This window comes from Streptomyces sp. ME02-8801-2C (assembly GCF_033793965.1).
In the GTDB taxonomy this organism is placed as follows: Bacteria; Actinomycetota; Actinomycetes; order Streptomycetales; family Streptomycetaceae; genus Streptomyces.
The window spans coordinates 173,635-188,042 of the sequence record NZ_JARAXP010000014.1; the positions used below are offsets into that span (position 1 = coordinate 173,635).

14 protein-coding genes are annotated in these 14,408 nt (G+C 68.8%); 3 read left to right on the forward strand and 11 right to left on the reverse strand.

Annotated features, from left to right (window positions below; all coding sequences use genetic code 11):
* Positions 1-111: 111 nt before the first annotated feature.
* Complete coding sequence (locus PV396_RS35140; RefSeq protein ID WP_319211650.1) at positions 112-2,376, reverse strand: MMPL family transporter; 2,265 nt, start codon at positions 2,374-2,376, stop codon at positions 112-114.
* A gap of 255 nt (positions 2,377-2,631) precedes the next feature.
* Between PV396_RS35140 and PV396_RS35145 the strand changes: the two genes are divergently transcribed.
* Both PV396_RS35145 and PV396_RS35150 read left to right on the forward strand, forming a co-directional pair.
* On the forward strand, positions 2,632-3,366 hold the full coding sequence (locus PV396_RS35145; RefSeq protein ID WP_319211652.1) for a response regulator transcription factor: 735 nt from the start codon (positions 2,632-2,634) through the stop codon (positions 3,364-3,366).
* Positions 3,360-4,421, forward strand: coding sequence for a HAMP domain-containing sensor histidine kinase (locus PV396_RS35150; protein WP_319211654.1), 1,062 nt, complete (start codon positions 3,360-3,362; stop codon positions 4,419-4,421). Before PV396_RS35145 ends, PV396_RS35150 begins: the two co-directional genes overlap by 7 nt.
* A 94-nt stretch (positions 4,422-4,515) precedes the next feature.
* On the opposite strand, the gene PV396_RS35155 is transcribed toward PV396_RS35150, so the two are convergent.
* The 10 genes from PV396_RS35155 to PV396_RS35200 form a co-directional block, all read right to left on the reverse strand.
* A complete protein-coding gene (locus PV396_RS35155) occupies positions 4,516-4,953 on the reverse strand; it encodes a nitroreductase family deazaflavin-dependent oxidoreductase (RefSeq protein WP_319211656.1) in 438 nt (145 codons plus the stop codon).
* An 11-nt stretch (positions 4,954-4,964) separates the two neighbouring features.
* On the reverse strand, positions 4,965-6,227 hold the full coding sequence (locus PV396_RS35160; RefSeq protein ID WP_319211658.1) for an FAD-dependent oxidoreductase: 1,263 nt from the start codon (positions 6,225-6,227) through the stop codon (positions 4,965-4,967).
* Positions 6,224-6,544, reverse strand: coding sequence for a 2Fe-2S iron-sulfur cluster-binding protein (locus PV396_RS35165; RefSeq protein ID WP_044471889.1), 321 nt, complete (start codon positions 6,542-6,544; stop codon positions 6,224-6,226). Before PV396_RS35165 ends, PV396_RS35160 begins: the two co-directional genes overlap by 4 nt.
* Positions 6,545-6,549: 5 nt before the next feature.
* Positions 6,550-7,776, reverse strand: coding sequence for a cytochrome P450 (locus PV396_RS35170; protein WP_319211661.1), 1,227 nt, complete (start codon positions 7,774-7,776; stop codon positions 6,550-6,552).
* 19 nt (positions 7,777-7,795) lie between these two features.
* The gene (locus PV396_RS35175; RefSeq protein ID WP_319211663.1) at positions 7,796-8,701 is read right to left on the reverse strand and encodes an SDR family NAD(P)-dependent oxidoreductase; all 906 of its coding nucleotides are present in this window, start codon (positions 8,699-8,701) and stop codon (positions 7,796-7,798) included.
* Between the two features lie 19 nt (positions 8,702-8,720).
* Complete coding sequence (locus tag PV396_RS35180; RefSeq protein ID WP_319211665.1) at positions 8,721-9,647, reverse strand: SMP-30/gluconolactonase/LRE family protein; 927 nt, start codon at positions 9,645-9,647, stop codon at positions 8,721-8,723.
* The gene (locus tag PV396_RS35185; protein ID WP_319211667.1) at positions 9,644-10,594 is read right to left on the reverse strand and encodes an alpha/beta hydrolase; all 951 of its coding nucleotides are present in this window, start codon (positions 10,592-10,594) and stop codon (positions 9,644-9,646) included. The genes PV396_RS35180 and PV396_RS35185 overlap by 4 nt, the downstream gene beginning before the upstream one ends.
* Before the next feature lie 15 nt (positions 10,595-10,609).
* A complete protein-coding gene (locus PV396_RS35190; protein WP_319211669.1) occupies positions 10,610-11,473 on the reverse strand; it encodes an SDR family NAD(P)-dependent oxidoreductase in 864 nt (287 codons plus the stop codon).
* Entirely contained in the window at positions 11,470-12,615 is a 1,146-nt protein-coding gene (locus PV396_RS35195; RefSeq protein WP_319211671.1) for a serine hydrolase domain-containing protein, read from the reverse strand. Before PV396_RS35195 ends, PV396_RS35190 begins: the two co-directional genes overlap by 4 nt.
* A gap of 85 nt (positions 12,616-12,700) precedes the next feature.
* A complete protein-coding gene (locus PV396_RS35200; protein WP_319211673.1) occupies positions 12,701-13,072 on the reverse strand; it encodes a nuclear transport factor 2 family protein in 372 nt (123 codons plus the stop codon).
* 99 nt (positions 13,073-13,171) lie between these two features.
* On the opposite strand from PV396_RS35200, the gene PV396_RS35205 reads away from it, so the two are divergent.
* Positions 13,172-13,945: an enoyl-CoA hydratase/isomerase family protein gene (locus tag PV396_RS35205; RefSeq protein WP_319211675.1), complete on the forward strand. Its 774-nt coding sequence runs from the start codon at positions 13,172-13,174 to the stop codon at positions 13,943-13,945.
* Positions 13,946-14,408 lie beyond the last annotated feature (463 nt).

The window sequence follows — 14,408 nt, forward strand, 5'->3', positions numbered from 1 at the left end:
CGATGACCACTGACCCCGGCCAGTGAGGGAAAGTGGTCCGCACCCATGCCCCGAGGGGTTGTCGTCCCTACCGAGGACGGCAACCCCTACTCCGTGAGGAGATCAGAGCCTTCAATCCTCCCGTACGTGGCTCGTACCGGCCGGCACGCGGAGCGTGACCGTCCGCTGCTCCGGAAGGCCGACCACCTGGGAAGCCGAAGCCAGCTCGCGGGACAGTCGCTCCCCCTCGATGTCCACGTCGGGCAGAGCACGCTGAAGGAAGCGGGGGAGCCACCATGCCTTCGCACCGAGGATCGCCATGACGGCCGGCACGAGCGTCATCCGGACGACGAACGCGTCCAGGAGGACACCGATACCGAGGGCGAATCCCATGCCCTTGATGACCTGCATGTCGGCGAAGACGAACGAGCCGAAGACGGCGATCATGATAAGGGCAGCCGCGGTGACGACCTTCGAGCCGTGCCCGAACCCCCGGACCATGGCTTCGACGGGCGGCTGGCCGTGGGCGTGCTCCTCACGCATACGTGAGACGAGGAAGACCTCGTAGTCCATGGCCAGGCCGAACAGGATGCCGACGAGGAGCATCGGCAGGAAGCTGAGGACCGGACCGGTGTCCTTGATGCCGAGGAGGCCGGAGAGCCAACCCCACTGGAACACCGCCACCATGGCTCCCAGCGACGCGCCCAGCGACAGCAGGAAGCCCAGGGCCGCCTTCAACGGTACGGCGATCGCCCGGAAGACGACGAGCAACAGCGCCAGCGCCAGGCCCATCACGAGCAGGCAGTACACGGGCAGGGCGGAGGACAGCTTGTCAGCCACGTCGATGTTGACCGCCGTGGTGCCGGTGACGTTGATGTCCGTGTCAGTGCGCTCCTCGACCGAATCGCGAGCGTCGCGGATGTCTGCCAGGAGTTGCTTGGTCGCCTCCGACTCGGGGCCACTTTCAGGCGTGACGCTGACGAGGGCGGCGTCGCCGGACTTGGCTGGCACCACCGGGGAGACAGACGTCACGCCCGGGAGTTCCTTGGCCGTCGAAGAGATCTCTTCGACGGCAGTGCCGACCGTCTTCTTGCCTCCCTGGACCAACACAACGAGGGTGCCGCTGTACCCGGGACCAAAACCGTCGTCGACGAGCTTCTGGGCGCGGGACGCGGACGAGTCCGGGTCATCCGTGCCTCCGAGTCCGAGCCGCAGGTCAGCTGCCGGAACGGCCATGATCCCCAGGCCCAGGAGCGACACGATGAGCACGGTCCAGCGGCGCCGGGCCACCAGAGACGCCCAGCGCTCGCCCGCGTTCGGCCGAGCCTGGGCCCGGGAGCGCCGGGCCGCGCGCTCCGTGGCGCGGCGCAGGGCGGGAACAGTGCTGCTTGCGATACTCCGTCCCATCAACGCGAGTACGGCCGGAAGAAGAGTGACGGCGAGAAGCACGGACACCACCACGGTCGCGGCCGCGCCCAGACCCATGATCGTGAGGAAGGGTATGTTCACCACGGAGAGCGCGGCCAGCGCGATCACGACCGTGGCGCCGGCGAACACCACCGCGCCACCGGCTGTTCCGGTCGCGAGGCCGGCCGACTCTTCGGGATCCATTCCCTCGCGGACCTGGATCTGGTGCCGGGACGCGATGAACAGGGCGTAGTCGATACCGACGGCGAGGCCGAGCATCACGGCGAGGATGATCGACGTGCTGTCCATCGTGACCACGCTCGTCAGCGACATCAAGGCCATGACGCCGACCGCGACGCCGAGGAGCGCGGTGGCCACCGGGATGATGGCGGCACGCAGGGAGCGGAAGACGAAGATCAGCACACCCAGGGCGATGAGCAGACCCACCACTTCGCCCGGGCCCATCACCTTGATCTCGACCTTGGAGAACGGGTCACCGCCGAGTTCCGCGGTCAGCCCGGCGCGCCGGGCCTCGGCGACGACGCTCTCAACGCGCTCGGACGTTGCCGCGGGGAGGGTACCGTCCTTCTTGGTGGAGAAGGTCAGCTGGGCTATGCCCGTCCTGCCGTCGGGCGACACCGTCCCGGCCTTGGCCTCGGGAGGGACGACCCCATCCACGCCCGCAATGTCCGCGGCCTCGCGGATCGTCCGTGTGACGGTCCGCCCAGTGTCCCCTTCCGTGAGGGTCGTCCCCGTGGGGGCGCGGAAGACGATCCTGGCGGTGACGCGGTCGTCCGCGGGGAACTCGGTCTCCACCACGTCCAGCGTGCGCTGGGCCTCGGTACCGGGAATGGTGGTCGAGGAGGTGAACGGTTTCATCAACCCGAGGGCGGCCACGGCTGCCACGAGAAGCAGAACGGACCAGGCGCCGATGACGGACCATTTACGCCGATAGGCGAAACGGCCCAGGCGGTACAAGAACGTGGACACGCTGAGACTCCCGATTGCCGGGGGACAGGGAACGTGCAGCGTCGAAAGCCGGTGCCTGCGACCGGCCGACCATCCCCGAGTGGGGCCTGCGCTCTCCACGTTAGGCACGGCCGAGGGACTTCCACGCCGAACGGCCTCTCAGCGAGGGGGGGTTCACATGGAACTCCCATGGAACGCCGCCCGTCGACAGGCCATGGTCGAATGGAAACGCCGTGGCCCCTGGGCCTGGCACGTGAACAGGAGAGAACCATCCGCATGACCGACGTGACCTCCCACGAGACCGGAGCTGTCCCACCGAAGCTTGGGCGGTTGCTCCTGGTGGACGACGAACCGGCGATCCTCGATACGGTCGGTCGCTTTCTGAAGTTCATCGGGTATGAGGTGCGGACAGCCTCGGCTGTGCGCGAGGCCTTGGCAGAGGCACGCGACTTCCTGCCAGAGCTGATCTTGCTGGACGTGATGCTTCCGGACGGAGACGGCTTCGAGGTGATGCGTCGCCTGCGCGCCGACGGTGTGCCGCACGCGGTCATCTTCCTCACTGCCCGGGACACCCGTGCGGACTTGGTCAAGGGCCTCACCGCCGGCGGGGACGACTACGTCACCAAGCCTTTCGGGCTCGACGAGGTCGCCGCTCGCATCAGCGCGGTCCTGCGCCGTACCCGGCGTGCCGAGCACAACGACCGGATGCTGCGCGTGGCCGACCTCGAACTCGACACCGCCACCTACTCGGTGCGCCGCGCAGGAACTCTCGTCGACCTCTCCCCCACCGAGTTCCGCCTCCTGCGCTATCTGATGCTGCACAGCGGCCGGGTCGTGCCGCGAGCCCGGCTCCTGGAGCATGTGTGGTCGTACGACTTCAACGGCGACGACACCGTGGTCGCCACTTATGTCAGTTACCTGCGCCGCAAACTGGATCCGCTCGGCCCGCCGCTGATCCACACCCAGCGCGGCATCGGCTACAGCATCCAGGACCGGGACCCCCGTTGCTGAGCCGCCCCGGCCGGTGGCCGCTGCGTACCCGGCTCAGCGCACTCGTCACCACCCTGTGCGCGTTCGCCGTGGCCGCCACCGCGATCACTGCGGCGGTCAGTCAGGACCTCACCGTGATCGTGGCCGTCGAGCTGACCGGGCTGGGCGTGGTGGCGCTGGTGAGCACTGCTGTCGTACGCCGTGAACTGCACCCTTTGGAGCGGGTGGCGGACGCCGCCGATGCCATCGCGGCCGGCGATCTCGGTAGGCAGCTCACCGAGGCCACCGCTCCGACCACAGAGGTCGGCCGGCTCACCGAAGCTCTCAACCACATGCTCGAACAGATCCAGGCGGCCCTCGCGGCGCGCGAGGAGTCCGAGGAACGGATGCGGCAGTTCGTTGCCGACGCCTCACACGAACTCCGCACCCCCCTGCAGTCCCTGCGGGGCTACGCCGAGCTGTACCAGCAGGGCGCACTCCCGGACAAGGCGGCCACCGACGAGGCAGTGGCCCGCATGCTCGCGGAGATACATCGCATGGCGCGACTCGTCGAATCCCTGCTGATGCTGGCTCGTTTCGACGAAACGGACGAGGCGGAACTCGAACTGGTCGACTTCAGCCGGATCGTCGTCGACTCCTGCCGCGACGCTGCCGCGGTCGAACCCGCGCGCCCCCGTGAGACGCGCATCGAGCCGGGCGTGACCGTGCGGGGTGACGAGGCGCAGTTGCGAGGACTGCTCGCAAATCTGCTGGGCAACATCCGTATGCACACCGCCGAAGACACCCCGTACCTGGTCGAGCTTGGAACGACCGGTATCGAGGTGCTGCTCCGCGTCGAGGACGGAGGGCCAGGCATCCCCGGGGAGGCCATCGCGCACGTCTTCGACCGCTTCTACCGCGCCGACAAGAGCCGCAGCCGTGGCCGCGGCGGCAGCGGGCTCGGGCTGGCCATCGTCGCCGCCATCACGGAACTGCACAGCGGCAGGGTGCATCTCGAAAGCGTGCCCGGCCGCGGCACCCGCGTGTCCATCTCGCTGCCCCTTCCGCAGCCGGCGACTCCGTCGGGCGGCCTGTAAGGAGTTCCAGGCACGTATCGAGGGCCTCGGCGGGCATGGCGCGAAGTCCTCTCGCGGAACTGGTGGTTCGCCGACACGAGCGCATATGCGGCCTTCAGCAGGACGGTTCGAGAATGACGACCGGGATCTCGCGTTCTGTCTTGCTCTGGTAGGTCTCGTAGTCGGGCCAGGTCTCCACGGCCAGCGCCCACCAGGCTTCTCGCTCCTTACCCTCCGCCTGGCGTGCGACGTATTCGCGGACGTCCCCGCCGTCCCGCAACGAGACGTGCGGGTCGGCCAAGATATTGCGGTACCAGGACGGGTTCGTCGGCGCTCCGCCCTGTGAGGCGACTACGGCGTAGCAGGTGCCGTCAGTGACACGCATCAGCGGTGTCTTTCTGATTTTCCCGGATTTAGCGCCCTTGGTCGTGAGAATGACGACGGGGCGGTCCTGCAAGGTGCCGCCGTCCGCGCCGTCGGTGCGTTCGTAGCGCTCCACCTGCTCGGCGATCCAGCTCGCGGGGCTCGGTTCGTACGCGCCGGTCAATGACATCGAGATTCCTTTCATTGCGGGGATACAGCCGCGAGGTGCATCTTCAGCGACAGCCGTGTATCCACGGCCTTCTCTCGCGGCAGGGACGTCCGTATGCCCAGTGCCTTGCGCAGGACGAGGAAGTCGGCGGGGTTGTTGACGCACTCGACGGCGACCAGGTGTTCGCCGCGGTACCGCAGTACGGTCGTCCGCCCAAGTCGGGTGTCCTCCCGGATCACGGTGTCGTCGTCCACGCGGGCCAGCCCGGCGATCTGGAGTTTCAGCGCCCCCTGGTCGGACCAGAACCACGGCACGCTCCGGTAGGGCCGGGCATGGCCGGCGAGGGTGGCGGCGGCCGCTCTGGCCTGCTCGACGGCGTTGTCGATGCTCTCCAACCGCAGGCGTGGCGCGGGCTGCGGCGCCGGGGACGGATCGGGCAGGTTCGCGCAGTCGCCGACGGCCAGGGTGTGGTCGTCGGAGGTGAGCGAGTACTCATCCACGACGATCCCGTTGTCGCAGCGGAGGCCGGCGGCGCGAGCGAGTTCGTCCCGGGGCCGCGCACCCACGCCGACGAGGACGAGTTGGGCGGGCAACTCCCGGCCGTCCTCCAGCTCCACCGCGCTGACCGTCCCCCCGTCGCCGCACAGCTTCCGGGGACGCACGCCGGTGAGTATCCGTACCCCGGCCACGCTGTGAGCGGCTTCGACGACGTCGGCTGTGGCTTTGCTGACGACCCGGTTCATCAACGCGGGCGCGGCCTCCACCACGGTGGTCCTCACGCCTGCCGCGGTCGCGGTGGCAGCCACCTCGAGACCGACGAATCCACCGCCGATCACGACGAGGTCGGTGACGTTCGTCAGCCGCCGCGCGAGGATCTCGGCGTCTCGGACGTCGCGGAGCATGAGGACTCCGTCGAGGTCGGCACCATCGATCTGCAGCGATCGCGGTTGCGCGCCGGTCGCCAGAACCAGGCGGTCGAACGCCCAGTGCCGTCCCGAGGCTGAGGTCGCCGTGCCGGCTCCCCCACCGGTCCAGTGCAGCTGGGTGACGTGCTCGTCCAGTACGAGATCGATCTGCTGCTGCGCGTAGAACGCAGGAGTGCGCAGAGCGAGTGAATCGATCGCGGCCTCGCCTTTCAGAAAAGCCTTGGACAGCGGTGGACGCTCGTACGGGGCGTGGCGTTCCTGCCCGATCAGGGTGATGGGGCCGTCCCAGCCGAGTTCGCGGGCGCTGCCCGCCACCTGAACACCGGCTTGACCCGCCCCGACGACGAGCAGTCGCGCTCCTCCGCTCACAGCTGCGCTTCCGGGACGGTCACGTGGACCTCCTGGCCGTCCCCCAGGACGAGCTGGCACGACAGTCGCGAGCTGTCCTCGCGTTCGGTGGCAGCGCAGTCGAGCATCTCGTCCTCGTCCTCGCTGACCGGTGCGAAGTCGTCGGTGTTCTCCTCGGCCAGGAACACATGGCAGGTCGCACACGACAGCGAGCCGCCGCACTGTCCCAGGATTCCGCTGACCGCGTTACGGACGGCAGTCTGCATGACCGAGTCACCGGCAACGGCCTCCACAACCGTCTCGGAGCCGTCGGGCTGGGTGTAGAACACTTTGGGCACCGGGATCACCAAGTGACCGGAAGGTCGGTCATCGGCTGGGTGAGGACGTCACGGCGGATCACCGGATCGCCGGCCTGCCGGAGCGTCGGGATGCGTTTGAAGATCTCGGCCATCCCGACCTGCATCTCCATGCGGGCCAGGGGCGCGCCCAGGCAGTGGTGCAGACCGTGGCTGAGCATGAGGTGCGGGTTGTCCTTGCGGGTGATGTCGAACCGGTCCGGGTCCGTCACCACAGCGGGATCGTGGTTCGCGGCACCCGGATCGATGCTGACCGCCTCGCCCTTGGCGATCAACTGGCCGTCGACGACGACGTCCTCGGTCGCGACGAACGGCACCAGGCCGCCACCGCCGCCCACCGGACCTCCGACCGCGAACGCCCCGTGCCGGAGCACCTCCTCGGCCGCGGTCGGGGCCAAGCCGTCGGGGTCGGCCAGGAACAGTTCACGCTGCTCGTCAGAGTGCAGCAGTGACATCACGCCGGTGGTCAGGAAGTTGGCGGTGTTGTCGAACCCTCCGACGATCAGGATGAACGCGATCGGCAGGATCTCCGCGTCGGTCAGGGTTTCGTCCTTCTCGCGCGCGTGGGCGAGGGAGCTGAGCAGGTCGTCCCGCGGCTCTGCCCGTCGCTGGGCGATCAGGTCGGTCATGTAGGCCGCCAGCTCGCTCATGTCCTCGGCGATTTCTTGCTCGGTCCTGCCTGCCACCGCCATCGTGGAGGAGCTCCAGCGCTCGAACTTCTCCCGGTCGGCGGACGGCACACCGAGGAGCGAGCTGAGCATCTCGACGGGCAGCGGCACGGAGTACTCGGCGACCAAATTGCGGACGCCGCCGCGGGCAAGCATGCCGTCGATCAGCTCTCCTGCGAAGGCTGCGGCCGAAGCCCGCATGTCGCGCACCCGCCGCGGGGAGATCGCCTTCTGGACCAGCCTGCGCAGCTTCGTGTGTTGGGGCGGGTCTTCGAACTGCAGCGTGGTGCGCAGAAAGTCGGGGAACGGCACGTAGAACGGGACGACGCGTTCCCCGGTCCGGAAGGACTCGCGGACGAACCGCCGATCGGTGAGAATCGCGCGGGCCGCGCGGTTGCGGTGCACGATCCACACGTCACCGCCGTACGGCATGGTGAGCTTGGTCATCGGCCGGTCGGCCATCAGCCGCTTCAGGTGCTCGACGGCCTCCTCGGGAGGTAGCGGCGCGAACGGGAATTCGGTTCCCGTGGTGACGGTCTCGGTCATCGTCTTCTCCAGGCGGGGGTCAGGTGATGTGGGGCTGCGGGACAGCGACGACCGCGGGCTGGGCGTCCGGGGTGATGGCGATGATCTCGTCGAAGCGCTCGGCCACGGTCTCGACGGTCAGGGCGGGGTCGTGGATACCCGCAGTGGTGAGCACAGCCATGCGGCTCACCGCACCGCCCGCGGCGTTGAAGACTTCGCCGGTCACCTGACAGGCGGGGTGAACGAGGAAAGCCGCCACCGGCGCGACGTGTTCGGGCAGCAGCTGAGTGCGCAAATAGGCCATGACCTCCGGTGACAAAGAGTCGGCGGAGTTCTCGGCCATGCGGGTACCGGCGCCCGGTGCTATGGCGTTGACCAGGATGCCGTGTTCGGCGCCTTCGATGGAAAGGTTGCGGGTGAGTGAGAACACGGCACCCTTGGAGCTGCCGTAGTGCGTCATCAGCGGGTTGCCGAGCATGGCGGCCGAGACGGTGTTGACCACCCGCCCGCTGCCGGATTCGATCAGGTGCGGCCACGCCGCCCGGCAGACGTGCAGGGAACCGAAGAAGTGCACGTCGAGGTGGCGCTGATACTCCTCGGCGCCGATCTCGTCGAAATGTCCGGTGCGGACGATCCCGGCGTTGTTCACCACCGCGTCGAGCCGGCCGAACTCCTCGACCGCCGCGTGCACGACGGCCCCCGCGCCGGCTTCGGTGGAGACGTCGGCCCGCACGGCCACGGCCCGTCCGCCGGCGGCCCGGATCTCGGCGACGACGTCCGTGGCGGGGTCGTCACCGTCCACTCCGGACCCGTCGACGCGAGCACCGAAGTCGGCGACGACGACGGACGCGCCCCGGGCGGCCAGCAACAAGGCGTGCGCGCGGCCGATGCCGCGCCCGGCTCCGGTCACCACAACGACGCGGCCGGTGAAGGACAACTTGTCCACAGAAGAACTCCCAATCGTTTCAAGGGCGGTTGTTGCCGCCACTCGCGCGAACCCCGGCCGTCCACACCGTGCCGTTGCGGTTGCGTCGCGATTCTTCGAAGTCCATGACGTCGAGCCCGGCGCAGACGAACAGGGTGCGCCGGTCCGGGCCCCCGAGGACGCAGGCCGGGGGCAATGCCTGCCCGGCGTCGAAGCGGACGATGTCGGTGATCGCCCCGCCCTCGACGAGGCGAGCCACGGCCGGGACGGCCGGCAGCCCGGCCCAGACGCCACCGTCGTCGTCGAGACAGATGCCGTCGGGCAGAGAGGGCGTGGAGGCGAAGACCCGTCGGCCGCTGAGGTGACCGTGCTCGTCGCGGTCGAGGACCGTGATCCGGTTGGCGAACGCCTCCGCGGTCACCACCCGGCTTCCGTCGGCGCTGACCGCGATCCCGTTGGCACCGGCGAAGCCACCCAGTTCGGTGAGCGCGCGGGCAGAGCCGTCCGGTTCCACGACGAGCAGGTCGGAGTCCTTCGGTGCTTCCCCCTCGAAGAGCTCGAAGCCGAGCTGGGTGACGTACGCACGGCCGTCGGCATCGACGACCATGTCGTTGATCGGGCCGGTGGCGAGCTCGCGCAGATCGGCGTGTTCGACGAGGTGCTCGCCGTCGAAGGCCAGGACGAGCCGCTCGTGCATCGAGGTGACGATGAGCCTGCCGTCGGGCAGCCAGCCGAATCCGCCCGGAATGACCTCGGTGCCATTGACGGACGTACGCGCGGCGAGGTCGACCATGGTCTCCGGATTACCCGCCGCATCCAGTCGAACGATCCGGTGGGTGTACATGTCGCTGAACCAGAACGCGCCGTCGTGCCACCGCGGGCACTCGGCCCACGTGTAGCCACGCGACAGCTCGTGCGGGGCGATCTCGAGCGCGTCGGCGAAGGGGTCGACGGCGGTGTCGGTCATGAGACCTCCAGAGGATCGGAACGGAAGCGGGCTCGGAGCAGCGCGCCGATGTCGGCGATCGCGAGCCGCCCCTTGGCCAGATAGGCGGCCTGCAGCAGGAATCCGTGATACGCGCCGGGATAGCGGGTCAGCGTGGTCAGCACCCCGGCTTCCCGGAGCCGGTTCGCGTACCGCTCGCCCCAGTCCCGGATCGGGTCGCAGTCGGCCGTCACGACGATCGCCGGCGGGAGGCCGCTGAGGTCCGTCGCGTAGGCGGGGATGCGGTAGGGACTGTCCGGGTGGCCTGTGCCGCTGTCGGCCATCTCGTTCAGATACATGACGTCATCGCGGGACAGAATCGGGGCGTCGGCGCACTGGATGATCGACCGGGCCCCCAAGTCCCTGTCGAGGCCTGGGTACACGAGGACCTGGCAGCTGATCGCGGGACCACCGCGGTCCCGCGCGGCGAGGGCCACGGCCGCGGCGAGGGTGCCGCCGGCGCTGTCGCCGACCACGGAGAGCCGATCCGGGTCGACGCGGAGCTCCGCGGCGTGCTCGGCGACCCACTGCGTCGCGGTGTAGGCGTCGTCGAACTGTGCCGGTGGCGGGGCGTCCGGCGCAAGGCGGTAGCCGACGGACACGACGGTGGCGCGGCTCGCGTCGGCCAGATTGCGGGCAACCGGCTCGAAGGAGTGGATCGTGCCCATGCACATGCCACCACCGTGGAAGTACACGAGCACGGGCGCCGGATCGTCCAGGACGGGTCTGTAGATCCGTACGGGGATGTCACCGTGCGGACCAGGGATTTCCCGGTCCTCCGTCTGTGCCATCTCGGGCAGCCCGGCGGGATGCCGCATCGCTTCGAGGGAGTCACGGATCGCGGCGATACCGCGCGTTCGCATCGGCGGCACGTCAGCCGTCGCAGCGGCGATGGCCGCGGCGTCGGGGTCCAGCGGGGGCAGGGACATCGTGCTCTCCGGGGATCAGTCGGTGGGGACGGTGAACTCGCCTGACGGCAGGAACGGAGCCCGCCGATGGATCAGCACGTCCGCCCTGGCTGCCATCGCGTCCCGCACAAAGCCCTGGGAAACCAGGTAGAACTCTCCGGCGGCAGCCTGGTCGAAGAAGGCTCGGGCCGCCTCGACCGGATCCATGGCCTGTTCCTTGACCTTGAGCATGGCGGCCCGGTGCTCCTCCGCCATGGTCACGTCGCCGAAGTCGACCGCGCCGGCGGACTCGAAGATGTTCGACGCCACCGCGCCGGGCAGGACGGCCTGGACGTGGATGTGGTCGGCATGTCCAGCAAGTTCGACGTCCTGGTGCAGGCATTCGGTGATCGCGAGCACGGCGTGTTTGCTCATGATGTAAGGCGCTTGAAGCGGACTCGCACCTACCCCGCCGACCGAGGAGAGGTTCCACACCCACGACTGCTGGGCATCGGCCATCAGTCGAGGCAGGAAGGCCTTGATGCCGTGGAAAACGCCGTTGATGTTGATCGCCACGAGGCGGTCCCAATTGGCGACGGGGGTGTCCCACAGGTAGCCGAACTGCTCCACCCCGGCGTTGTTCACCAACAGGGTCACGGGCCCGGCATGGGTGGCCGCCTGCTCGGCCAGCCGCTCGAGCGCCGCCGGGTCGCGCACGTCGCAGACGACGTCGACAGCCCTCGCGCCGCTCTGTTGAAGTTCGGTGCGCAACACGGCGATCGCCGCGGCGTCGATGTCGGCAAGCACGACCGTCATGCCGAGCTCGTGGGCGGCGTATCGGGCGATACCCGCACCGATGCCCGCGCCGGCCCCGGTGATGACGGCGACGCCGCCACCGAACAGCTCTTGCGCTGAGCTCATCGACGGGCCTCCTCACGTTCGGCGGCGATCTCGCGGACCGCTCGGACGACCGGGGCGAACGTCCTTTCCGGACTGACGACGGCGGGGGTGTCCATATCGTTGTGACAGATCGCGACGGCGAGCCGGTCACGCAGGTCTGCCCACGCGAGAGAGCCACCGGCTCCGGGGCTGTAGACGACATCGCGGTGGTCGCCCACCAGCGGGTCGGACGCACCCTCCTCACCACCGAGCCAGAAGCCGTTGGCACCGAACCACACCGGGATCGTGAGCACCTTGTCCGGGTCGTCCGCACCCGCACGGGGCCGGGTGAAGGTGGCGACCCGCTCTCGGGAAAGCAGCCGGACGCCATCGAGTTCGCCGCCCTCGGCGAGCATGGCGAAGATCCGCGCGACCGCCCGCGCGGTGGCGACCGCCCCCGCACCGGGGTCGACCGTCTGCAGCACCGTGCGCTGGTTGTGCACCTCGGATCCGGGGAACACCGCACGGGGGCTGATGTTGTGCTCGTCGACGATGGAGAAATCGTTGCCGCCATAGAGTGTGGCGACACGAGGCAGGTCGGCGTCGGGGACACCGAGGTGAAAGTCCGTGACGCCGAGCGGTGCGCAGATCTCCTCCGCCACGAACCGGTCGAAGGGACGACGGGCGGGATCCGTGCGCCTCACCACTTCGCCCAGGACCCACCCCCAGACCAGAACGTGGTAGGCGTTCGCGGTACCCGGCTCGTGGATCGGCGTGAACTGGCCGATGCGGCGGGTCATCCAGTCCCAGTCCGCCATCAGGTCCGGTGTGACGCCGTCGGGCATCTGCGGGATGCCGGCGCGATGCGAGAGCGCCTGCTCGACGGTGACGGTGTCCTTGCCGTTCGCGCCGAACTCGGGCCAGTAGTGGGCGATCGGCGCCTGCAGGTCAATCAGCCCGCGCTCGGCCTGCAGATGTACAGCGGTCGCGGTGACGCCTTTGGTCACCGAGAACACCGGGAAGAGGGTGCGCTCGTCGGCTGGTGTGCCCTTCTCGGTGTCGGCAACACCGGCGACGGCGTCGACGATCAGCTCACCGCGGTGGTAGGCGGCAACCGCGATGCCCTTCTCCCCCAGTTCCCTCGCACGGTCGAGCGCCTTGAGGATGCGGGGATCGGCGTTCATCAGCCCTCCTGGGTGCGGATGGTTCGCCCGACGCTAAGCGGATGCGGGGCGCCGGCCTGCGTGATGTTCCGGTCAGTGGACGACTTCAGGTCGTGACTTCTCGCCGGGCGATGAGCCACTGGCCGTCCTCGCGCAGCAGTTCGTCGTGGTAGGAGCCGACGGCCAGGATCGCGGCCGGGGTGCCCTGGCTCACCAGCAGGAAGGAGGAGCGTGCCGTGGCTCGGTCGTGGTCGACATACACCTCCTGGTTGGTGATGACATGTCGGTTGCCCGAGTCCGGCCCGGCATGGCCGAGATCGCGCATCGACCCCAGGCCCGAAAGGACTTCCGCGCGGCCGCGCCAGGTTGCTCCGGGCATCGACCACTCGACGTCCGCGGTGAACAGGTCTCCGAGCTCCTCGAGCGCCCCTGCGTCGGCCAGACGCGCGAACGCGGCCAGAACGTTGGTGATCTCCATATCCCGAATGTGCCTCCGCTCGTGTCGTCGTGGGGTGCGACTGTCCACTCACCGGACGCTTTGCCGGTGGCCGGGCGATCGACGGGGCAGGGTGGTTCCATGACGAGTTCGGATCTTTCGGTTGTTCTGCGGGACCGCGTCGGATTGCTGGAACTGCGTCGGCCACCGGCGAATTTCTTCGACGAGAAGCTCATCGGGCAGCTCGTCGACGCCGCCCGCGAACTCGACGACGACCCGAGGTGCCGGGCCCTGGTCCTGGCGTCGACGGGCAAGCACTTCTGCGCGGGAGCGGACTTCGGTGCCGGTGGCGGGTTCGAGCAGGACCGGGTCGCGGTGTCGGAGCGGCTCTACCGGCGGGCGGTCCAGTTGTTCGAGATCGGCACACCGATGATCGCCGCCGTTCAGGGCGCGGCGGTCGGCGGTGGACTCGGTCTGGCCTGCGCGACGGACTTCCGCGTCGCGGACCGGTCGAGCCGGTTCGTCGCCAACTTCGCGATGCTGGGCTTCCACCACGGGTTCGGCTTGAGTGTGACGTTGCCCGACCTCGTCGGGCGGCAAGTCGCGGCCGATCTACTGATGACCGGCCGACGCGTGGGAGGGGAAGAGGCCGTCCGCATCGGACTGGCCGACCGGCTCTCGGAACCCGGCCTCCAGCGCGAGACCGCCCTGGAGTGGGCCCAGTCGCTGGCGGCGGCCGCACCGCTCGCAGTTCGGTCCATCCGCGCGACACTGAGGGCGGACATGGCAACGCGGGTCCGCGAGGCACTGGAACACGAACTCGTGGAACAGACACGGCTGTGGGCGACCCGCGACTGCGCCGAAGGCATCGAGGCAAGCCTGGAACGACGCACTCCGGTCTTCCACGGAGAATGATCTCGGCTGATCGCCCAGAGCGGGCGACCAGCCGACGCCCTCGCAATGTACGAGTCCGCGCGCAACGGATCGTGAATGGTGAGGCGCCTGGGAGAAGACCTCGCCGAGGACCGCCTCACGACCGCGTACAAGGTGGCCCGGCCGCCCCCTCAACGGTCCCCGAAGAGCACCTAGCGATTTTCCAGGCCAGGGAGAACGGCGAACCCTTCACCGTCGGCGAGCATCTAGAAGTCTGCTGAAAATCTCGCGTTCTGGCCCCGGCTCGGTGGAGTCGGGGCCAGTCTTGTAGGTATGCAGGGGGAATGGGCCGGGGAGATGGTCGGGCCGGATGTGTGGGAGACCTGCCGGGAGTTGATCCCGGCGGGGAGTGTGTTCGCGTTCCTCGCCGAGCATCGCGAGGTGCTGTTCCCACCAGGGATGTTCACCGACATGTACCCCTCGTCCAACGGCCGTCCGAGTCTGC

Bases quoted from the DNA above. Each gene is read 5' to 3' on its own strand.
- PV396_RS35205 (WP_319211675.1), top strand. From the start codon at position 13,172: ATGACGAGTTCGGATCTTTCGGTTGTTCTGCGGGACCGCGTCGGATTG.
- PV396_RS35155 (WP_319211656.1), bottom strand. From the start codon at position 4,953: ATGTCATTGACCGGCGCGTACGAACCGAGCCCCGCGAGCTGGATCGCC.
- PV396_RS35170 (WP_319211661.1), bottom strand. From the start codon at position 7,776: ATGACCGAGACCGTCACCACGGGAACCGAATTCCCGTTCGCGCCGCTA.
- PV396_RS35195 (WP_319211671.1), bottom strand. From the start codon at position 12,615: ATGAACGCCGATCCCCGCATCCTCAAGGCGCTCGACCGTGCGAGGGAA.
- PV396_RS35180 (WP_319211665.1), bottom strand. From the start codon at position 9,647: ATGACCGACACCGCCGTCGACCCCTTCGCCGACGCGCTCGAGATCGCC.
- PV396_RS35190 (WP_319211669.1), bottom strand. From the start codon at position 11,473: ATGAGCTCAGCGCAAGAGCTGTTCGGTGGCGGCGTCGCCGTCATCACC.
- PV396_RS35200 (WP_319211673.1), bottom strand. From the start codon at position 13,072: ATGGAGATCACCAACGTTCTGGCCGCGTTCGCGCGTCTGGCCGACGCA.
- PV396_RS35145 (WP_319211652.1), top strand. From the start codon at position 2,632: ATGACCGACGTGACCTCCCACGAGACCGGAGCTGTCCCACCGAAGCTT.
- PV396_RS35185 (WP_319211667.1), bottom strand. From the start codon at position 10,594: ATGTCCCTGCCCCCGCTGGACCCCGACGCCGCGGCCATCGCCGCTGCG.